This is a genomic window from Bradyrhizobium sp. TM102 (assembly GCF_009176685.1).
Classification (GTDB): domain Bacteria; phylum Pseudomonadota; class Alphaproteobacteria; order Rhizobiales; family Xanthobacteraceae; genus Bradyrhizobium; species Bradyrhizobium ottawaense.
Genome location: NZ_AP021855.1, coordinates 5,303,861 through 5,324,243, shown reverse-complemented (window position 1 = coordinate 5,324,243; position 20,383 = coordinate 5,303,861). Strand labels below are relative to the sequence as shown.

19 protein-coding genes are annotated in these 20,383 nt (G+C 63.8%); 12 read left to right on the top strand and 7 right to left on the bottom strand.

Features of this window, described 5'->3' with window-relative positions; translation table 11 throughout:
* Window positions 1–1,140 precede the first annotated feature (1,140 nt).
* A complete protein-coding gene (locus tag GDN70_RS25500) occupies window positions 1,141–1,383 on the bottom strand; it encodes a hypothetical protein (protein WP_028142517.1) in 243 nt (80 codons plus the stop codon).
* Between the two features lie 314 nt (window positions 1,384–1,697).
* Between GDN70_RS25500 and GDN70_RS25495 the strand changes: the two genes are divergently transcribed.
* From GDN70_RS25495 to GDN70_RS25485, 3 genes are all read left to right on the top strand, one after another.
* Complete coding sequence (locus GDN70_RS25495) at window positions 1,698–1,979, top strand: hypothetical protein (RefSeq protein WP_038947983.1); 282 nt, start codon at window positions 1,698–1,700, stop codon at window positions 1,977–1,979.
* A 125-nt stretch (window positions 1,980–2,104) separates the two neighbouring features.
* Window positions 2,105–3,100, top strand: coding sequence for a tripartite tricarboxylate transporter substrate binding protein (locus GDN70_RS25490; RefSeq protein ID WP_152103739.1), 996 nt, complete (start codon window positions 2,105–2,107; stop codon window positions 3,098–3,100).
* 532 nt (window positions 3,101–3,632) lie between these two features.
* On the top strand, window positions 3,633–4,088 hold the full coding sequence (locus GDN70_RS25485) for a potassium channel family protein (protein WP_152103182.1): 456 nt from the start codon (window positions 3,633–3,635) through the stop codon (window positions 4,086–4,088).
* Between the two features lie 57 nt (window positions 4,089–4,145).
* Here GDN70_RS25485 and GDN70_RS25480 read toward each other — a convergent pair whose 3' ends face one another.
* Window positions 4,146–4,829, bottom strand: coding sequence for a helix-turn-helix domain-containing protein (locus GDN70_RS25480; protein WP_038947987.1), 684 nt, complete (start codon window positions 4,827–4,829; stop codon window positions 4,146–4,148).
* A 310-nt stretch (window positions 4,830–5,139) separates the two neighbouring features.
* Here GDN70_RS25480 and GDN70_RS25475 point away from each other — a divergent pair, with 310 nt between their 5' ends.
* Together GDN70_RS25475 and GDN70_RS25470 are read left to right on the top strand one after the other, a co-directional pair.
* Window positions 5,140–5,763 carry a response regulator transcription factor gene (locus GDN70_RS25475; RefSeq protein ID WP_038970510.1) on the top strand — a complete coding sequence of 208 codons (624 nt, stop codon included), beginning with the start codon at window positions 5,140–5,142 and terminating at the stop codon, window positions 5,761–5,763.
* 241 nt (window positions 5,764–6,004) lie between these two features.
* Window positions 6,005–6,328 carry a response regulator transcription factor gene (locus tag GDN70_RS25470; protein WP_244625824.1) on the top strand — a complete coding sequence of 108 codons (324 nt, stop codon included), beginning with the start codon at window positions 6,005–6,007 and terminating at the stop codon, window positions 6,326–6,328.
* A gap of 15 nt (window positions 6,329–6,343) precedes the next feature.
* On the opposite strand, the gene GDN70_RS25465 is transcribed toward GDN70_RS25470, so the two are convergent.
* From GDN70_RS25465 to GDN70_RS25455, 3 genes are read right to left on the bottom strand one after another with little or no spacing between them, the layout of a single operon-like run.
* On the bottom strand, window positions 6,344–6,928 hold the full coding sequence (locus GDN70_RS25465) for an invasion associated locus B family protein (RefSeq protein WP_152103181.1): 585 nt from the start codon (window positions 6,926–6,928) through the stop codon (window positions 6,344–6,346).
* A 23-nt stretch (window positions 6,929–6,951) separates the two neighbouring features.
* Entirely contained in the window at window positions 6,952–7,842 is an 891-nt protein-coding gene (locus tag GDN70_RS25460) for an alpha/beta hydrolase family protein (RefSeq protein ID WP_371731407.1), read from the bottom strand.
* A gap of 9 nt (window positions 7,843–7,851) precedes the next feature.
* On the bottom strand, window positions 7,852–9,540 hold the full coding sequence (locus tag GDN70_RS25455) for an aspartate:alanine exchanger family transporter (protein WP_038947990.1): 1,689 nt from the start codon (window positions 9,538–9,540) through the stop codon (window positions 7,852–7,854).
* Window positions 9,541–9,676: 136 nt separating this feature from the next.
* Between GDN70_RS25455 and GDN70_RS25450 the strand changes: the two genes are divergently transcribed.
* The 5 genes from GDN70_RS25450 (at window position 9,677) to GDN70_RS25430 (ending at window position 17,167) form a co-directional block, all read left to right on the top strand.
* Complete coding sequence (locus tag GDN70_RS25450; protein ID WP_152103736.1) at window positions 9,677–10,357, top strand: YoaK family protein; 681 nt, start codon at window positions 9,677–9,679, stop codon at window positions 10,355–10,357.
* Window positions 10,354–12,057, top strand: a complete 1,704-nt coding sequence (locus tag GDN70_RS25445) for a SulP family inorganic anion transporter (RefSeq protein ID WP_038970473.1) — start codon at window positions 10,354–10,356, stop codon at window positions 12,055–12,057. Before GDN70_RS25450 ends, GDN70_RS25445 begins: the two co-directional genes overlap by 4 nt.
* A 182-nt stretch (window positions 12,058–12,239) precedes the next feature.
* Window positions 12,240–14,993 carry a decarboxylase gene (locus GDN70_RS25440; protein WP_152103180.1) on the top strand — a complete coding sequence of 918 codons (2,754 nt, stop codon included), beginning with the start codon at window positions 12,240–12,242 and terminating at the stop codon, window positions 14,991–14,993.
* An 18-nt stretch (window positions 14,994–15,011) separates the two neighbouring features.
* The gene (locus GDN70_RS25435; RefSeq protein WP_028142530.1) at window positions 15,012–16,712 is read left to right on the top strand and encodes an aspartate:alanine exchanger family transporter; all 1,701 of its coding nucleotides are present in this window, start codon (window positions 15,012–15,014) and stop codon (window positions 16,710–16,712) included.
* Window positions 16,713–16,732: 20 nt separating this feature from the next.
* Entirely contained in the window at window positions 16,733–17,167 is a 435-nt protein-coding gene (locus tag GDN70_RS25430) for a hypothetical protein (RefSeq protein ID WP_028142531.1), read from the top strand.
* 44 nt (window positions 17,168–17,211) lie between these two features.
* On the opposite strand, the gene ppk2 is transcribed toward GDN70_RS25430, so the two are convergent.
* Both ppk2 and GDN70_RS25420 read right to left on the bottom strand, forming a co-directional pair.
* Window positions 17,212–18,012, bottom strand: a complete 801-nt coding sequence (ppk2, locus tag GDN70_RS25425) for a polyphosphate kinase 2 (RefSeq protein WP_038970472.1) — start codon at window positions 18,010–18,012, stop codon at window positions 17,212–17,214.
* Window positions 18,013–18,052: 40 nt separating this feature from the next.
* Window positions 18,053–18,505: a hypothetical protein gene (locus tag GDN70_RS25420; RefSeq protein ID WP_028142533.1), complete on the bottom strand. Its 453-nt coding sequence runs from the start codon at window positions 18,503–18,505 to the stop codon at window positions 18,053–18,055.
* Window positions 18,506–18,668: 163 nt separating this feature from the next.
* Between GDN70_RS25420 and GDN70_RS25415 the strand changes: the two genes are divergently transcribed.
* Window positions 18,669–19,085 carry a hypothetical protein gene (locus tag GDN70_RS25415; protein ID WP_038970507.1) on the top strand — a complete coding sequence of 139 codons (417 nt, stop codon included), beginning with the start codon at window positions 18,669–18,671 and terminating at the stop codon, window positions 19,083–19,085.
* On the top strand, window positions 19,078–20,310 hold the full coding sequence (locus GDN70_RS25410) for an HlyD family secretion protein (protein WP_028142535.1): 1,233 nt from the start codon (window positions 19,078–19,080) through the stop codon (window positions 20,308–20,310). The genes GDN70_RS25415 and GDN70_RS25410 overlap by 8 nt, the downstream gene beginning before the upstream one ends.
* The last annotated feature ends 73 nt before the right edge of the window (window positions 20,311–20,383 follow it).

Here is a 20,383-nt window from a genome sequence, read left to right as displayed (position 1 = left end):
GCCGGGTACGGTTGTTGTCTGCGCGCCGCCGTCGAATTCTCCGGCATTGGCGCCGGCGATACCGGTCGTGTCGAGCACGGGCCTGCCGATGCCGGGCAGTGTGGCTCCAGTACTTCCGGTCATGGGGCAGATCAGCAGCTCCACGGGGACAATTCCTGCGGCTGCGCCCGCGGGCGCGGGAACGACAGTCACCTGCAGTTCAACGCCTGGAGGGCAGACGACGAGTGCTGCGTCTCTGCCGCTCTCGATCCCGCAAGTGCCGGCCAATCCGGTGCCTGGGACGATCCTGGAGGACACCAGCGGGGCCGGCGGGACTGGCATTGATCCAAATGCCGTCGTGCCTAGTCCGAACAGCTCCGCCTGCATGGAAGGGGTTTCGATGAACCTGGCGTGGCCTGCGACAATGTTACCGGCCAATGCGTCGGGTGCCGCGCCAACGCCGGGAGTGTCGCCGATCCCGCCGACGGGATGCTGACGGAAGCCGTGCCGCGTCGAACTGCTGGGTCGCGGCAGTCTTCTTCCTTGAGGCCGGCACTTCGCTGGGCGGCGGCAGCGACGTAGCGAACGATTCGATATGTGTCGATCCCGGAAGGAAGAATGGCAGCATCAGGGAAAGTTGCCATTCTTCCTTCCATCCGTGAGGCAGACAAGCCTCCTGACCGCGTGACGATCCCTTCAGCTCAGCGCCGGCAGTTGCCTTGTGCCGAGGGGGCGTCGTCCAGCGCGCGCAATCAGTAGCCGGATGTCGGCTCGCAGGGCGGACGGCGCCATGGCGCGGATGCGTAGGCGCCGACGTCCGGAGCCCTCACGCAGCCGCGCTTGGCAGTGACCGGAATACGTTGCGTCGAGGCGTAGGCGTCGACATTCGTCCGCCGCGCGTTCGTATTGCCTTCGCGAGCCATCGCGGGGGAGGCAACCATGGCTGTGGCGATCAAGCCGGCGGAAAAGAGTTTCAGCGTAGTCTTGCAGGTCTCCTTGACAAAGCGACGCCGGGAACGCCTCGGCTCGCCGGCCAGACATGTGGATGCGAACGACGATCATTTTCGTCTTTGCATGAAGTCATGGTCACGCATGGATGCCGGGGATTTCAGCAAAGGACTGTCGCTTCCGATCGGTCGCGCCCGAGACATCGTTCTTGTCTCATTGGCGCCAGTGGTGGTCATGAACGTGAACCGCGCCGAACACGGGGGCGGCGCCGCCGGGACGTTCGAGCCCCATGCGTCCCGCCGGAGTCAACGCGCCGCCATTCAGCACGTCGCGATCGGGATACATCGAGGCAAAGGCAGCGGGCTCCTGGTCGGCGAAGGACCAGGCCGCGGACGCCGACGATGCCGTCGCTGTTGAAATCAGTGTCGCGGCAATCAGGATCTTGAATGCACTCATAGCGCTTCTCCATTTCTTGGTGTGCGCGGAGAGTCGCTTGGCGATGATCGCTGCTCGGCTGGTGGCGTTTCCGGAAGTGTGTTCTATACCAAGCCATATAAGCAGCGCGGTCAGCAAAGCTCGCTGGACATGCATCACTCTTGCGAGACGATGATCGAATGTCAGCGATGGCCGCGCCGTCGATGATTGCTAGTGCGCCGTCGAAACGGAGTTCTGTCACCGATGTCATGATTGATCGCGCGATCGTGCATGGTCAGTTTGCGCGCGGCGTCCAGTTCTAGATGACAAGTCATGCAACATGTGGAGTGTGGACCATGAGACAGCTTTCGTTTCTCTGCATCGTTGCCTGCCTTGCTCTCTCAGGCGCGGCGTCCGCGCGTGGCGGCATTGGTTCGCACATGTCCATGACGAGCGGCGGGGCGCTCGGCTCGAGTGCCGCCGTGCCGGGGACGAACTCGCTCGGCACGGCGCTGCCATCGTCCGAGAGCGGTCATCGCGCGACGAAGGGGCCGTTGCTCGGCACGGACCCGACAATCGACAAGGACGACGCCCAACTCGAGAAGATGCTCGAAGGATCGATCTGCCGCGGCTGCTGAGGACGCGAATAGCGATGGTGCGGCGCTTTGTCGCCTGCACAGTGCAGGGCAGCGATCTCCCCGAGCGGATTTTCAAGGACCTTCATTCGTGTAAGATGACCGCGACGGTCCTGAATACGCAGAAGATGTCCCTCCTTTCACGCCGAGAACTGCTCGATACGGCGACGCGCATCATGGCGCTGGCCGCATGGCCCGGCTGTGCAGCCGCCGACGACTATCCCTCCCGTCCCATCAGGCTGATCATTCCCTATACGGCTGGTGCCGCCGGTGATCAGATCGGCCGTCCCTGGGCCGACAGGATCACCTCGCTGCTGGGGCCGATCTATGTCGAGAATATCGGCGGCGCCGGCGGTGCGATCGGCTCCGCCGCGGTGGCGCAGAGCGCACCCGACGGCTATTCGCTTCTGCTCGGCAATGGCAGCACCCAGGTGATGATTCCGTTGTCCTCCGCGCAGCCTGCCTACGACACGGTTCGCGATTTCCGCGCCGTCTATCGCCTGATCACCAGCACGCTGGCATTCGCGGTTCATCCTTCCTTGCCTGTGAAGGACCTGCGAGAGCTGGCAGCTTTTGCGAAAGCCAATCCGGGCAGGCTGTCCTATGGCACTCCGGGGGTGGGCACCGGCAATCATCTCATCGGCGAGATGTTCAGGCAGCAATCCGGTGTTGCAGCGGACCTTGTCCACGTTCCTTATCGAGGCATGGGCCCCGCCACCAACGACCTCGTCAGTGGCCAGATCTCGTCGGTCATTGCCGTGGTCTCGAGCCAGATCCTGCAATTGCACCATGCGGGCAAGCTGCGGCTGATCGCCGTGACGAGCGATCGGCGGCTGAGCGGCGCGCCGGACATTCCGACGGTGATCGAATCCGGCATGCCGGGCCTCAGATATGCCGGCTGGTTCGGCTTGTTCGCTCCAAGAGCGACCCCGGATGTGATCGTGGAGCGGATCGCTGCTGCGACCCGTACTGCGATGGCAGATCCACGGTTGCAGGAAAGCTATCGTTCGCAAGGTCTGGAGCCGGACGTCGATTCAGGTCCCGACCAGTTTCAGCACCTGGTCGCGGACGAGCTGGCCCGACTGGCTCCCATCATTAGGTTGATCGGGCTCAAGCGCGACTGAGATCACGCCGGGCTCGTTTGCTAACGTCATAATGATGGTTTTGGAGCACTCGTTCGATATGAACCCGAATCGCGTGTCGCTCGGTGTCGATCCAGCCATGCTGGCGGGCCTTGGCCGCCATCTCCGCTAGCGCTGATCGAGCGTTGGTAGAGAGACATGCGGCTCGTCCGCCTCTATGAGGGCACCAGCCAGATTCACCAGCTCAACATCGCGCGTCTCGCAATCAAAGAGCCGTAAGGCTCAGTCGCCCCGGTAATTTTCCGCCGACTTGACCAACCCCGTCCGTCCTGTCGCAACTCTCGCCGGCCGGATCGGCACTGGCGATCTCCCGGCCGTAGGAGCAGCATTGACTTAAGTCAACCGCTGCCATGGCCGATTGGCGCGAGTGTGGCATGCTCGCTAACGTCAATTTCCAGGCCTTCGCCGTAGCCGACGAGGGGAAAACGCGACGGCGCGTCGACGGGCGGACCTTTGGCATCGTTTGGCGGGGACGTAAGACGTCCCGGGGTAAATTGAGGGCGGGTGGGTTGCCATGATGCTACAGTTCCTCGCCGGCACGCTGGTCAGCATGATCAATATCGGACTCCACGCGCTCGTAACGGTCGTCGCCGTCGGGATCGCGCGCAGCGCGGGTTTGCGTCACTCCAAGCGACCGAAATTGCACCTGATGGGCGTCATGATCGCGACCGCCGTGGTGTTGAAGGTCGCGCACATGCTGGAAATCCTGATGTGGGCTGCGACCTACGGCATCGTCCAGGCTGCCGCCGCCGACACTGACCTGCTCTACTTCGCTTTCGTCAACTACACCACGCTCGGTTATGGCGACATCACGCCGGTGCGCGAATGGCGGCTGATCGGCCCGTTCACCGCCATGAATGGCGTGCTGTTGTTCGGCTGGTCCGCCGCCATTCTTTTCGAGGTATTGCGCAAGACGCTCGAGCATCTTGGACTGACTGAAGCGCCTGGCCCAGTTTCACGCCAGCCATGAAGGGCGCGGCGAACGGCGCCCCGGATCTCCGGCAACCGCGACCGATGTTTCGCCAGTTCAAGGATGCAGATCGAGGCTGGCGAGCTGGTTCCGGTCGAGCAACACGATCTGCCGTTGGGTGTTGCCGATGAACCCGAGGATGCCGAGCTCGTGCAGGCGCGACAGAGCGCGCGAGACGGTCTCCAGCGTCAAGCCGAGATAGTCGGCAATATCGCGTCGCGACATCGGGAGCGCGATGACGCCCGCCGCCGTCAGCCGCTTGTCCATCTCGAGCAGGAACGCCGCGACCCGCTCCAGCGAGGTCTTGCGGCCGAGCAACAGCATGTGGTCTTCCGCATGCTGGAGATTGTTCGTGGTCATGCTGAGCAGGTTTCTGGCCACCATGGCATCGCTCTCGGCCACTGTTTCAAGACTTTGTCGCTTGATCAGGCGCACCGTGGTGTCGACGACCGCTTCCGTCGTAAATCGATGCTCCCCGCCGTTCTCGAGCCCAAAGATGTCGCCGATGAGGTGGAATGCGCCGATCTGCCGGCGACCATCCGACAACAGCTTGTAGCTTCGCACCGCGCCCGCCTTGACCTGATAGACATATTTGGCGGGCTCTTTCTCGCCGTAAATCTCGGTGCCTTTTCTGTACGAAAATTCGCTTAAACTGACGAGCGCATTTGAATCGCTGGTCATGCCGAGGTCACGGAGGGAATTGGGACGCAGTGCGGAATCGGTTGTGATGCGAACAAACATGGGCCAGGTCCTCAGCTCATCGCCGAATTTGGTCCGTCCGACGAAGTATTTTCGCTACTGGGAATGCGCCGCGCTGTTCCGCTCCCGCCGGGTTGATTTACGCCCAAGGCGGTATTTCAATCCATTGTCCCTAGGTTCATTGTACCAAGGGACAACCCCCCGGCGCTTGGTGCGCGGAATGAGAAAGCGCTGTCGCTGCGGGGATTTGGCCCATTGCAAGCAGATATTTCGGTTCTCAAACTGTTGAAGACGACTTTGTCGAGCGAGAGGACGTCAATGGTCCTCGCTGGAACTGGCCGAGAGGTTGAAGGTGTCGGGTCTCGTTCACGTGGTTGATGACGACGAGTCCTTTCGGACCGCGATCGCACGGCGTCTGAAGCTCGCCGGCTATGAGGTCGCGACCTATGCGTCGGCACTGGAGTTGGAGAAGACCGCGCTGGATCCCGAGCAGGCCGGATGCATTCTGCTCGACGTGCGCATACCAGGATTGAGCGGCCCCGATTTGCAGGCGCGATTGATCGCGTCCGGCTCGACGCTGCCGATTATCTTCCTGACCGGGCATGCAGACACGCCGACCACCGTGCGGGCGATCAAGGCGGGTGCGGAAGACTTCCTGACCAAGCCGATATCCTCCGAGCAGTTGATCGATGCGATCGAGCGCGCTCTGGCAGGTCAGCGGACGGCGCGCGTCCAGCGCAGCAAGCTGGAGACGTTTCGTACCCATCTGGCCACGCTGACGCATCGCGAGCGACAGGTGTTCAATCTCATCGTGCGCGGCCGGATCAACAAGCAGATTGCGCATGAACTCGGGACGACCGAACGCACCGTGAAAGCACACCGCCATCAGGTCATGGAGAAGATGCAGGTACATTCGCTTGCGGAGCTCGTTTCGATCGCGGAACGGCTCGGAATGCTCGGTACGAACGAGGATTAGCTGCTTCTTCACCGCAAGCCCGGTTCGCACGGTGTGATTGCCCCAAAGGACAGTATCAAGGCGTGTTGACAGTGCACGGCGAGGCGTGCGCAATGATGCACGGGCGCCGGGTCGGCAACGCAGTGCAGGCGGATGCAGTATCCCACCGCCGTTGCAGCGCTCTCAGTTCGTTCATCTCCTGGAAAGGCAGATCGCCTTGCCGCTATGCCGGTCCGTTTTTGTCGTCGATGACGATCCGTCCATGCGGGCCAGCCTGAACAGGTTGCTGCGCGGCCACGGTTTCGACGCCACGCTATTCGAGTCCGCGGGGGCCTTGCTCCAACACGACAAATTCCACACCGCGATCTGCATCGTCCTCGACATCGATCTTGGTGGAAAATCCGGCATCGACGTGCGGCGAAGCTTGACCGAGCAGGGCGTCACCGCGCCGGTGATCTACATCACCGGCAACGACAGCCAGGCGAACCGCGCTGCGGCGCTTGGGTCCGGCTGCTTCGCCTATCTGACCAAGCCCTTCACGGCGGAGTCGCTGATCGGATCCATTGAACGCGCCGGCATCTCCTGAGATCAACTCGCCCCGTCATTCGTCGATATCCTGCTCCAGCGTCCTGGCTGGCGTCCCTTTGCGGACGGTGGTGAACTGCGCCAGGGGAATTGAAGTCGTCATGGCGAGAAGGTTCGAATCGACCAGTTCAAGCGTCAGGGTCTTGCCGGACTCCATCTCCCTGATGATCTTCGGCGCCGCCACATCGGCAGCGATGCACAGATTGGTGAGACACCAGGTATAGGGCAGGCGGAAGGGCGCGCCCTGGTCGACGCTCAACCTGGGCGACTGTTGCAGGTACATGCCGACAGGCACGAACAGTTGCAGCCGGGCCGCGGCGGCGTCTTCGCGTTCGATCAGATCGACGCGCACCGCCGTCTGTCCGGTCGCGAACTGGCCGGTGATCGAGGTCCGGCACAGTGTGGGCGCGCCGCCTGCCTTGAAGCAGAGCTTCTGCCAACCGCCGTAGCTGATGTCCTTTGCTTCACGCTGACCACGTGTGGCGACTTCGGCCGGCCTCTCGGCCTGGGCACCCTTCGGTGCGGCATGGCCGGGCGCCGCCGTGGCGGCGGCGATGGCGATAAGCAGGAGACTGGCAAGGCCGTCACGGGCATTGGGCATGATTGGGCCTCCGGATCTGGCATCTATTTCAGCGCGTCGAGGAACGTCGTTACCAGTGGCGACCAGAGCGGGATGGCATCCCTCGAGCCGATGAAGAAATGGCCCTCATTGCCGAACGGCGGCATCAGGTGATACTCGGCCCGGCCGCCGGCGGCGGTGAAAGCCGTATGCATGCGCTTCGATAGGTCCGGCCCGAAGAAGGTGTCGTTCTCGATATAGATCCACAGCATCGGCACACGCGATGTGCGGCCGAAATCCGCGGTGGCCTCAACCAGTCTGTCGGGGGCGCAGTTGTTGTTCGGCTTGCCGCCGACGCGTCCACCACGGCCCGCAGCGAAGGTGATGATGGCCTTCACCTGCGGCGGGTTCATGCTCGACAAGGCGATCGAGGCCCAGCCACCGGCGGACTGCCCGATCACGATCACGTCCTTGGGGATGATGCGCTTCTCGGCGACCAGATAGTCGATGATATCGAGGTCGACCTTGGCGACCGCGAGCCCGGCGTCGTGGAAATTGGGATTGCTGCACTTGCCGATCTTGGAGAAGAACGGTCCGTAGACCGCGCGCTCGGGAATGTCGATGGCGGCTGCGCCATAGCCGGAGCCGACCGGCGCCACCACGAGGTAGCCGCGCCTTGCGAACCATTGGGCGGCGTCGCGGAATTCGACCAGCGGAAAGAAGCTGCGGTCGGTCGGGTTGAGCGAGACGCCGTGGTTCATGATCACGAGCGGGAAGGGGCCGTCGCCGACGGGACGCACCAGATAGGCGAACATCGGAAGCGCTAGTGGCAGCGCCCAGATCTCTTCCTGGATGCGGAGGTCATCCTCCGCGCGCGCGGCCGCGGCGAAGGCGGCCCACGCGAACAAGATGGCCGCGAAACATCCCAGCACCGATCTGGCCGGTCGCCGCATCATGGGTCTCCGTCATCCGCTGTAGGTTGCCGCGACGATGATCGGCCCGAGCACCGTGAGCACCACGTTTCCGACCGCATATGGCACGGCGACGCCAAGGACCGGCGTCTGGCTCTCGGCCACCTCGCACGCGCCGGTCACCGCGGCATCCACGGTCATGGCGCCGGCCAGTGCGCCGCAGGTCACGACCGGGTTCATGCGCAGCACATAGAAGGCAAACAGCGTCGCGACGATCAGCGGCACGAGCGTGATGACAAGACCCATGCCGACCAGAAGCAGCCCGTGGGCCTGGATCGCGGCCCAGGCCGCGGCGCCGTTGCCGAGCCCGATCGCCGCGATGAAGCCGCCGAGTCCGAGATCGCTCAGGGTCTGTTGCGCCGCCGGCGGCAATGCGCCCATGGTCGGCTTGCGCGACCGCAGCCAGCCGCAGACGAGGCCCGCGATCAGCGCGCCGCCGCCACCGCCGAGCGTGAGCGCGACGCCGCCGATCCTGAAGCTGACGAGCCCCGCGAGCAGGCCGGCCGCAATGCCGGCGGCAAGAAAGGCAATGTCGGCGCGATCACCCGACCGCAGGATCTGGCCGATGGCCTTTGCCGCACGTTCGATATTGCGCGTGCTGCCGACCAGCGTCATGACATCGCCGACATAGATCCGTGTGTCCGCGCTCAAGGGAACCTCGCGGCCCATGCGGGTGAGTGCGCGTAGAAAGACGCCCCGGGCGTCGGTGCCGACACGCGTTGCGATCTCCTGGATCGAGCGGCCGTGGAGATGGCGATTGTCCACGAGCACCTCCAGCACGTTGCCCGGGACGGCCTTCAAGATTTCGTCGGCGTCGATCTCGGTGCCGATGATCGGCTTGGCGGCGACGATGACCGCGGTGCGGCCGGCGATGACGATGTCGTCGCCGGCCTCGAGCTCGGTCTCCAAATGTGGCTCGATGTCCGAGCCTTGGCGGACGATGCGCTCGACCACCGTGCGGCTTCCGATTTCCTCCTCGATCGACTTGACCGTGCGCCCGGCGCCCGCGGTCACGCGATAGGCGCGGGCCTGGAACTTGCGATACGAGAGGTTTTCGGTTTTGGGCGGTTCGCCGCCGGCAAGCTCCGCCTCGAGCTTCTTTGCCTCGGCCTTCAGGTCGATCCGCATCAATTTCGGCGCGACGAAGGGGACGAACAGCAGCGTCAGGATATAGCCGAGCACATAGGTCACGGCGTAGCCCGCCGCGATGTTCGCCTCCTGCTGGCTCAGCACATCCTTGGACAGGCCGAGCTGGGCCAGTGCGCCCGAGGCGGTGCCGATGACCGACGATTGCGTCAAGGCTCCGGCCGCAATCCCCGAAGCGGTGCCGGGATCGAGCCGGAAGCCGTGGGCAAACAACAGGACGACGACCAGACCGGTGCCGCCCAGCACCAGCGCCATGGCGACCTGCGCGAGCGTGCGGACGCTCAAGGAGGCGAAGAACTCGGGCCCGGACCGGTAGCCGATCGTGAACACGAACAGGCTGAACAGGATCACGCGGAGCAGCGGCGGAAACGCAAAACTGCCGAGCTGTCCGAGCAGCACGGAAACGATCAGGATGCAGGCCGTGGTCCCGACGGCGAAGCCGCGGATCCGGACTCGGCCCAGGATCGTGCCGATGGCGACGGCCAGCAGCAGAAAGATTTCGGGAGCGGTGGAGATGATCCACCTGACGGTATCCATGTCGCATCTCCCCATGCGCTTTGCCGTGATCTCAGTCGGGAAATCGCGGGCATTGCTTGATCCAGATCAAGCCCTGCGAGCGGCAAGGCCCCGCCTATCGGACGATGCGGAATTCGCGACAGTCGGCATCGTCAACATGAGCGCTCTCGACCTCGCAGCCGGCGCGATCCGCCGCGACGAAACGGTGGAGATCGTTCTGCTGCTCGCGTTCGCGGGCGGTTATATCGACGCCTATACCTGGATCATCCACGGCGTGATGGCGAATGCCCAGACGGCCAACCTGATCTTCCTCTGGGTTTATGCGACGGCCGGCGACTGGACGAAGGCGCTTCACTTCGTGCCGCCGCTTCTCGCCTTTGCGGCCGGTATCGTGATTGCCGCATGGCTGCGCCGCGTAGCGGGCGGGCGGGCCAGCGCGATCAGCACCCTGCTCGAGATATTGCTGCTGATCGCGATCAGCATCCTGCACAACAGGCTGCCGGATCTGGCTGGAACGCTTGGCATCTCGTTCGTCGCCGCGATGCAGACCGCGATCTTCACCAGGGTCGAAGGCGTTGTTTGTAGCACGGTGATGGTCACGGGCAACATGCGCCAGGCGATCGAGACGGTCTTCGACGCCGCCGCCGGAGGCGCGCCGCTCGGCACGCTGCGCCGCTCGGGCATCTTCTTCGCCTTGTGTGCGGTGTTCGGCTTGGGCGCCGCGGTGGGCGCCTTCGCCACCAAGGCTATTCCGGACCTCGCGCTCGGTATCCCCGTGGTCGCGCTGTTGGTCGTCTTGCTGCGCTGCGAAGCCTCGCATCAGAGGGCCGTCCAATGAGCGCGCCGTCCGAACCTGGATGGATACGGTCGTTCCCGCCGGCCGGCTGGCTTGGCGCCTACCGGCGAGAGTGGTTTTCCTCCGACGCCGTCGCCGGCGTCACGCTGGCTGCTTACGCCATCCCGGTTTCGCTCGCCTATGCCGCGCTGGCCGGCCTGCCGCCTCAGATCGGCGTCTACGGCTATATGCTCGGCGGCATCGGCTATGCGTTGCTCGGCTCGTCCCGGCAACTTGCGATCGGGCCGACCTCGGCGATCTCCCTGATGATCGCGGGCACCGTCGGCGCGCTGGCCGGAGGCGATGCGATCCGCTATGCGCAGATCGCAAGCCTTGCGGCCTTTGCAGTGGCGGTGCTGTGCTTCATCGCGTGGTTGTTCAAGCTGAGCGTGCTGGTCCGCCTCGTCAGCGACAGCATCCTGGTCGGCTTCAAGGCCGGCGCCGGGCTCACCATCATCATGAGCCAGCTGCCGAGCCTGCTCGGCGTTGCCGGCGGCGGCCACAATTTCTTCGACCGCGCCATCAAGCTCGCCGGCCAGCTCGGAGCCGTCAACCTGCTCGTGCTCGCCGTCGGCGCGGTCGCGCTGCTGCTCCTCCTGTTCGGCGAACGGCTGCTGCCGGGCAAACCGGTCGGCATCACCATCGTCGCGCTCGCGATCGGGACGGCGACGCTGCTCGGCCTGCCGGCGTACGGCGTGCCCGTCACCGGGAAGATACCGGAAGGTCTGCCGGCCCTCGGCATTCCGACGATCGGCCTGCTGGACTTCGACGACCTCTTCCCGCTCGCCGCAGGGTGTATCCTGCTGGCCTATATCGAGGGCGTTTCGGCCGCCCGCAGCTTCGCCGCCAAGCACGGCTATCCCCTCGATGTCCGGCAGGAGTTCCTGGGGCTGGGGGCAGCGAACCTCGTCGTTGCCTTCGGCCATGGCTATCCGGTTGCCGGCGGGCTGTCGCAATCGGCCGTCAATGACAGCGCCGGCGCACGGACGCCGCTCGCTTTGGTGATCTGCTCGGTGACGCTCGGGCTGTGCCTTCTGTTCTTCACGGGACTCTTGACCAACCTGCCCAAGGCCGTGCTTGCAGCCATCGTCTTTGCCGCCGTCTACAAGCTCGTCGACGTCCGCGCGCTGGTGCGGATGTGGCAGGTCAGCCGGATCGATTTCTACGCCGCAACGATTGCGCTGGTCTCCGTGCTATTGCTCGGAATCCTGCAAGGCGTGCTGCTGGCGTCGATCGCTTCGATCTTTTTGCTGCTGGCCCGGGCCTCGCGGCCAAACGTCGCGTTCCTCGGCCGCTTGCCCGGCAGCGGCCGTTATTCGGACAGTTCAAGGCACGCAGACGTCGAGCCGCTGATCGGCGTCATCGCGTTCCGGCCCGAAGCCTCGCTGCTCTACATCAACGCCGAGACGATCCTCGATACCGTCCTGATCGCGCTTCGGCGCGCGCCCGGGATCCGGCTGGTGGTCTGCGACCTCTCGGCTTCGCCCTATATCGATCTCGCCGGCGCGGGCATGCTGCACGACCTCTACGACGAGCTCGCCGCGCGAAAGGTCATTTTCTCCATCGTCGGCGCACACGCGCAGCTCCGCGACCTCTTGCGGGCGGAAGGGCTGGCGGAGAGGACGGATAGCAGCCAGTGGCTGCGATCGCTCGACAGCGTCCTCGGCGACGAGCAGGCCGTGACGGCGCAGCGGACGGCCTGAGCGGGCGTGTTGCAATGCGAATGACCGCTGCGGCCGACGGTCTCGCCAGAATGCGCCCGACCGTTGACTTGGATCAATGGAGCCACCGGCGCCGAACTCACGATCACGCTCATCTTCGCCCAATTGGCATCAAATGACCATCGAGTGACCATCAAGGCACCGCCGAAGATCGGGAGAGACACATGTCCAAGGACACCAAGCCGGCGCAAAAGCGCATCGATCAGTTCTTCTCCGGGCCCGGCGCGCGGGCGGATGACTGGCGCGACCTCGTGGAGGCCGCGAAGGCGTGGGCTCGGGTCGGCAATCGCGCGGTCTACGATACGGCACTGGCCGATCTTGCGGTGACGGAGGAGTTTTACGGCTATCCTGGCCTGCACCTGATGGCGGCACTGCGGGAAGCGGCCTCAGCAGGCGATGGGGCAACGTCGCTGGCCCTTGCGACGCGGATTACCCAGGCACTTGCGACGCGGTCTTTCCGGCAGCATGCCGGCGACTGGAGCGCGAAGGATGATGGTAATGGCGACGCGCCCGAGCTGGTGCCACCGACGTTCGGTGCGCATACGGCACGCCGGCCCTATTTCGAAACCCTGATCGTGACCGGCGTGTCGTCAAGTCAGTGGCCGGCGCTCGCCGCCGAATGGCGCAAGTTGCGGCGTCCAATCGATGGCTTCATCTATGAGCCCGTCGTCGTCGGCAGCCTGGAAGACGCATTCTGCGCGACCATGCTCAATCCCAATATCGCGGCCGTCATCATCAACGAAGGCTTCGGGCTGCGCTCGCGCCACAATGCACCCGTGCTGCGCTCGATCACGGCTTCGGCCGGCCTCAACGACGAGGCCGACGCCTCCGCGCTCCGGCTCGCCCAAATCATCAAGCGCGTCCGACCCGAGCTCGACCTCTACATGATCTCGAACCGCGACGTCGAGGAGTTGGCTGGAAACCCTGAAGCCAACGTCGTTCGCCGCATCTTCTACTCCGTCGAGGAGCTCCTCGAGCTGCATCTGTCCATCCTCGAAGGCATTCAGGATCGCTACGACACCCCGTTCTTCGACAATCTGAAGAAATATGCGCAGCGTCCGATCGGCACGTTCCATGCGTTGCCGATCGCCCGCGGAAAGTCGATCTTCAAGTCCGACTGGATCCGCGACATGGGCGAATTCTACGGGCCGAACCTGTTCCTGGCCGAGAGCAGCGCCACCACGGGCGGCCTCGACAGCATGCTGGAGCCGACCGGCAACATCAAGAAGGCGCAGGAGAAAGCGGCGAGGGCGCTCGGCGCTGACCGCGTCTTCTTCGTCACCAACGGCACCTCGACATCGAACAAGATGGCGGTGCAGGCGCTGCTCGCGCCGGGCGACATCGCGATCGTCGATCGCAACTGCCACAAGTCGCACCACTATGGAATGGTTCTGGCCGGTGCGCAGCCGCTTTACGTCGAAGCCTTCCCGATGACGGAATACTCGATGTACGGCGCGGTGCCGCTGAAGACGATCAAGCAGGCGCTGCTCGGCGCCAGGGCCGACGGCCGGCTCGACCGCGTCAAGATGATCGACCTCACCAACTGCACCTTCGACGGCCACATCTACAACACCCGCCGGGTGATGGAGGAATGTCTCGCTATCAAGCCGGACCTGATCTTCCTCTGGGACGAGGCCTGGTTCGGCTTCGCGCGCTTCTCGCCGTTCCTGCGCCGCCGCACCGCCATGGGGGCGGCGAACGAGATCGAGGCGTGGATGCACGACCCGAAGTCGGTCGCGACCTATGAGAAGCAGCAGGCCGAACTCGGCAAGAGCCCGTCGGACGAGATGCTGCTCAAGACCCGGCTGATTCCCGATCCCAGGCAGATCCGGCTGCGGGTCTACCAGACCAACTCGACCCACAAGTCGATGTCGGCGATCCGCCAGGGCTCCATGCTCTCGGTCAAGGACGTCGAATTCCACACGGTCGAACAGCAGTTCAAGGAGGCCGTGTTCACCCACGCTTCCACCAGCCCGAACCAGCAACTCATCGCCAGCCTCGATATATCGCGGCGGCAGATGGAACTGGAAGGTTACGGCCTCGTGGCCAATGCGATGGAGATCGCGCTTGCCATTCGCCAGGCGGTCAACAACAACCCGCTGATCTCGAAATATTTCCGCATCCTCGGCGCCGACGCCATGGTGCCTGCCCAGTATCGCCAGAGCGGCTTTACCGATTATCTCGCCGCGGGCGTGAATTGGGTCAACACCCTCAAGAGCCTGGACGAGGACGAGTTCTGCCTCGATCCGACCCGCATGACGTTGGTGTGCGGCATGGCCGGTTATGACGGCACCCAGTTCAAGGGTATCCTCGCCAATGAGTACAACATCCAGGTCAACAAGACCTCGCGCAACTCGGTCCTGGTCCAGTCCAACATCAACAACACCCGCAGCGACGTCGCGCATCTCATCCGCGTCCTCGCCGACATCGCGGGCGAGGTCGATCGCGGGTTGGCGCAGGGCGGTGCCAATGCGAGGAAGACCTTCGAAGCACGGGTCAAGAGCCTGATGACCGACGTGCCTGATCTGCCCAACTTCTCGCATTTCCACCCGAGCTTCCGCGGCGATGCCGGCAGCAAGACCAATGAAGGCGACATTCGCAGCGGCTTTTACGCGGCCTACGACGTGGCGGGTTGCGAGCACATCCGCCTCAATGATCCCGAGATCGATCGCCGGCTCAAGTCGGGACCAGAGCTCGTCTCGGCCAATTTCGTGATCCCGTATCCGCCGGGCTTCCCGATCATGGTGCCCGGTCAGGTCATCACGCAGGAGACCATCGACTTCATGCGCAAGCTCGATGTGAAGGAGATCCACGGCTACGACGCCAAGGAAGGGCTGAAGCTCGTGCGGTCCGAAGCCCTGGCGAAGATCGGACGTCCAAAGCCCAGTGCACAGCCCAAGCTCAAGGCTGCGTCATAAGTCTTGGAGGGGACCAACATGCAGGCGTTTTTCACCTTCCTGCAGCAGAATCCGTACCTGCTGCTGTTCTTTGTCGTCGGCCTCGCCGTCTATATCGGTCGGGCCAGCATCAAGGGGTATGGCCTCGGCATGGTTGCCGGCGCCATCGTGGTCGGCGCCGGCGTCTCGGTGTGGGCGTCGACCTACGGCGTGAAGCTCGAGCTGAACAATTTCGCCAAGAGTCTGTTCTACTATCTCTTCATGTATGGCGTCGGGTTGCGTGTCGGGCCGTCCTTCATCAACAGCCTGAAGGGCGACGGCCTGAAGTTCTGCATCCTCGCGGTGGTATCGAGCGTTATCGGGCTCGCGCTAGTGGTGATCGGCGCCAAGATGTTCTCTCTCCCGCCAGGCGCAGCCGGCGGCATGTTGGCGGGATCGCAGACCATGTCGGCGGCGATCGGCTCGGCCGAGCAGGCCATCACGTCGGGCGTCGTTAAGCTGCCCGAGGGAATGAAGCCTGAGGATGCCTCAGGCATGATCGCGCTGTCCTACGGCATCACCTACATCTGGGGCACCGTCGGCATCATCCTGATCTGCAAATACCTGCCGCGCTGGTGGGGCGTCGATGCCAAGGCCGCCGCGAAGCAGTACGAGCGGGAATTCGGCGTCAAGGATCTGGAAGGCGGCGGCCTGACCGGCTATCGCCAGTTCGGTTTGCGGGCCTACCGGCTGGAAAACCCGGCGACGGTCGGTATGAGCATCGCGAAATTCCGCTCGATAAATCCGGAATACCGGATCGTCAATGTCGGGCGGAACGGCGAGCCGCAAGGCGCGGATGCCGACCTCGTGCTGCAGAAGGGCGACATCGTCGCCCTCGGCGGCTCGACCGAGCACCTCACCGAGAAGATGGGCCTGATCGGTCCGGAGGTCTCGGATGCCAAGACGCTCGGCATTCCCATGGACCAGGCGGACATCCTCATCACCAACAAGGAGATGGTGGGGCGCACCTTCGAGTCCTTCCGTGACACCGCGATCGCCGGCCAGCTGCAGGTCACCAAGGTCGAGCGCGGCGGTGTGCAGATTCCGGCCGGTCTCAAGACCAAGCTGGAGCGGATGGACATCGTCTCCGTGGTCGGCTTGAAGTCTGCCGTCAACGAGCTCGGCGAGATGTGGGGCCGGATCGCCCGGTCCAACACCTCGACCGATCTGCTGACGTTGGCGGTCGGGATGATCATCGGCTTCCTGATCGGCAAGATCGAATTCCCGGCGTTCGGTGCCAAGATCGGCCTCGGCAACGCGGGCGGTCTGTTGCTGTCGGGTGTGATCGTGTCGTCGGTCGTGTCGCGTCTGCGCTTCTTCGGCAACACGCCGAACGCGGCGCGCAACGTGCTGGAGGATCTCGGCCTCGTGGTCTTCGTCGCCATCGTTGGCGTCAATGCCGGCGCGGGGCTGCTGTCGCAGCTCACGGGTGCAGTCGCCTTGAAGATATTCCTCGTCGGCTTCATTGCCTGCACGATCCCGCCGTTCATCGTCTGGGCGATCGGCTTCCACGTCTTCAAGATCAACCCGGCCGTGCTGATGGGCGGCGTTGCCGGCGCGCGGTCGCACTCCGGTCCGTGCCGTGAGGCCGCGGTCGAGATCCAGAGTTCCGTGCCGTGGATCGGATTCCCGGTCGGCTATGCCGTCTCGGGCATCTTGCTCACCGTGTTCGGCTACTTCGCAATGATCCTTGCGCAATGATCAAAAGGGGGAAGAAAGTCATGAAGACACTTGCCGTTGGCGTCGCCCTGGTTGCCTCGATTGCGGCCCTGACCGGTCTCAGCACGCCGTCGCGTGCCGAGACCGGCGAGGTCGCCGTCGTCTTCACCAAGGGCGGCTTCATCGTCGGCGTCGGGGGCGGCGAGGGCGTTCTGCTCCTCCGGGGCAAGAAATATCCCTTCACCGTCTCCGGCATGAGCGTTGGCCTCACGGTCGGGGCATCGACGACCAAGTTCGTCGGCCGGGCGCTCAATCTGAAGGGACCAGCATCCATCGAAGGCTCTTACGCCGTGGGCGGAGCGGGCGGAGCCGTGGCCGCGGGCGCCGGTGCCGTTCAGCTGCAGAACGCCAACGGCGTGATCCTCCAGCTCAGCGGTCCGAGGGTCGGCGCGGAAGTATCGGCGGCGGTCGGCGGCGTCACGATCCGCCTCAAGTGATCCAGACGAGACGGCGGGCTGCGGCAGCGCAGCCCGCTCGCGTCTCAATATCGCTCGGCGACGAAGTTCATCCCCTTCAGGCTGGTCTGGTCATTGTAGCGTCCATTGTCGGAACGCTTCGGCAGCTTGATCTTGTCCTTCTTGATACGCTTGTAGGGGATGCCGCCCAGAAGGTGGGCGATGCAGTTCAGCCGCGCCTTCCGCTTGTCGTCGGAGCGGATGATATACCAGGGTGCGTCCTTCGTGCTCGTCTTCTTCAGCATCAGGTCCCGCGCCCGCGAATAGTCGTACCACCGCCGATAGGATTCCAGATCCATCGGGCTGAGCTTCCATTGCCGGACGGGATCGTCAATGCGGGCATTGAAGCGGCGCTCCTGCTCGTCCATGCCGACCTCGAGCCAGATCTTGATCAGGATGATGCCGCCGTCGATGACGTATTTCTCCATCTGCGGACACAGCGAGAGGAAGCGCTCGTGCTCGGCGGGAGTGCAGAAGCCCATGACATATTCGACGCCCGCGCGGTTGTACCAGCTCCGGTCGAAGATCACGATCTCGCCGCCGGCCGGAAATTTCTCCATGTAGCGCTGGAAGAACATTTGCGTCTTCTCGCGATCTGACGGCGCGGGCAGGGCGACCACACGAAACACGCGCGGGCTGACCTTCTCGGTAATCGCCTTGATCGTGCCGCCCTTGCCGGCTGCGTCCCGGCCTTCGAACAGCACGATGACCCGGAGCTTATTCTCCCGCACGTAGTCCTGAAGGTGACACAGCTCGACCTGGAGCTTCCCCAGCTCCTTCTCATAGTCCTTCCGCTTCATCTTCTCCGCGGTCGCGTCCTTGGCCATGCCGGTCCTCTCGCTGCTGCGCTCGTCGTCGTCCGGAGGATCAATCGTCCCAGGAAATGGTCACGCCGATATCGCCCGGCACACCGCCGGGGAAATCGATGATCTGGTAGGCGATGCGATAGCCGCGCGGCTTCAGATAATCGGTCCAGAGCTGGAAGATCTCCTTGGGGATGCCGGTCAGCGTGGTCTCCCAGCCCTTTTCCATCTGGTTGATGGCGCGCCCCTTGTCGGTGCAAAGCGAGTTGGGGAAGCGATAGACCAGCACCTCCGTCAGGCCGTTTCGCACCGCACGCTGGATGATGGTCGAGGCGAGTTTGATCTTCTCCTCCTCGCTCTTGCCGGAGGGTTTGCTGAGCCGCTCGATCAGCGCGCGCTTCTCGGCTTCGACCGCGGCGGCGAGGCGGACATACTCCTCGGCCTTCTCGGCCTCCTTGAGAGCGGCTTCCTTCCGAATCTGAGCGGCGTTGGGGATGAGATCGTCGAGGCCGGGCATGGCTGGCGGCTCCTGGTGGTTATCCAATCAGCATCCAGGAAACGCTAGGTCCGGCGGAGGATGTTCCCTTGATTCAAATCAAGCAAACCGCGGCCAGCCCGAACACAATATCGCACATGCGCATTTGATCGGGAGAGACGCCTTGAGCGACCAGCTTCATCCGATGGCTCCGCACCATCTGCCGTTTTATCTGGCGCCGGGGAGCGGGACTGATACGCTGATGGTCGTGATGGGGCTGTTCCTGATCGGCACCGTGCTCTGGGTCGGTACGCTCTATTGGAAGCTGCACAGCCTGCCCGAGCGGATGGCGCACAAATCGCAAAAACTGCAGTTCGAGTTCGTCGCGGTGCTCGGCCTGATCTCGTTGTTCACGCATATGCACATCTTCTGGGTCGCAGGCCTCCTGCTCGCGTTGATCGATCTTCCCGATTTCGGCACGCCGCTGCGCAGCATCGCCGGGTCGGTCGAGAAGATTGCAGAGGCAGCGCCTGCCGCCGGTGGCGAAGAGATCCGGACAGAGGCCGCGACGCCTCCCGAACAGAAGCCGGAAGCCGCAAAGAAGGAGCACAGCCATGTTTGAGCTGATGTTCTGCTCGCTGCTGACGATCCTGCCGGACTATCTTTACCGCCGCTACGCCCAGGGCAAGCGTTTCGGCAAGGAGATCACCTTCTTCTCGATCTGGTACGAGTTGCGCTGGGGCATCACCGGCTGCCTGATGCTGACGGTGTCGCTGATCACCATGATCTTCTATTTCCATCCGACGACGTCATCGGCGACGCTCTATTTCCGCACCGTGCCGATCCTGCCGGAAGGCTCCGGCCGCGTTGCCGAGGTCAAGGTCGGCTTCAGCGCGCCGGTGAAGAAGGGCGACGTGCTGTTCACGCTCGACGCATCGAAACAGCAGGCCGCGTTCGAAACCGCCAAGCGGAAGGTCGCGGAGGTCGATGCCGCCATGCAGACGGCGCAGGCCGACGTGGTCAAGGCCGAGGCACAGATCGGGGAAGCGAAGGCGAACTACCAGCAGGCCAAGGACGAGCTCGAGGTCAAGACCGAGCTGCAGCGCCGCAATCCGGGCATCGTTCCGCAACGTGATATCGACAAGCTCCAGGTTTTGGTCGATCAACGTCAGTCCGGGATCGATGCCGCGACTGCCGCGAAGCAATCCGTATCGATGCAGATCTCCATCCTGCTGCCGGCGCAGAAGGCCAGCGCGGAGGCCGCGCTCGACCAGGCCCAGGTCGATATCGACAAGACCTTCGTCCGCGCCGGTGTCGATGGGCGGGTCGAGCAATTCCTGATCCGTCCCGGCGACGTCGTCAATCAACTCATGCGGCCCGCAGGCGTTCTCATCCCGGAGGGGGCCGGCCGCAAGGTGCTCCAGGCCGGGTTCGGCCAGATCGAGGCACAGGTGATGAAAGAGGGCATGGTGGCGGAAGCGACCTGCATCTCCAGGCCATGGGTGATCATCCCCATGGTGATCACGTCAGTCCAGGACTACATCGCTGCCGGACAATTCCGATCCGGGGAGCAATTGGTCGATCCGCAGAACGCCGTCCGCCCCGGCACCATCCTGGTGTTCCTGGAGCCGCTTTACAAGGGTGGCATCGATGGCGTGACGCCGGGCAGTAGCTGCGTCGTCAATGCCTACACCAGCAACCACGAGGAAATCTCGGCCAAGGGGACTTCGACCAGCCGGAAGATCGCGCTGCATGTCGTCGACGGCGTCGGCCTGGTGCATGCCCTGCTGCTGCGCATCCAGGCGCTCCTGCTGCCGATCCAGACGCTGGTGCTGAGCGGGCATTGAGCTGTGAAGCCGCCCCGGGCCTGTCGCAGCGGTGCAATTCCCGCTAGAATTGCCGCGACAGCAGTTGCTGGAG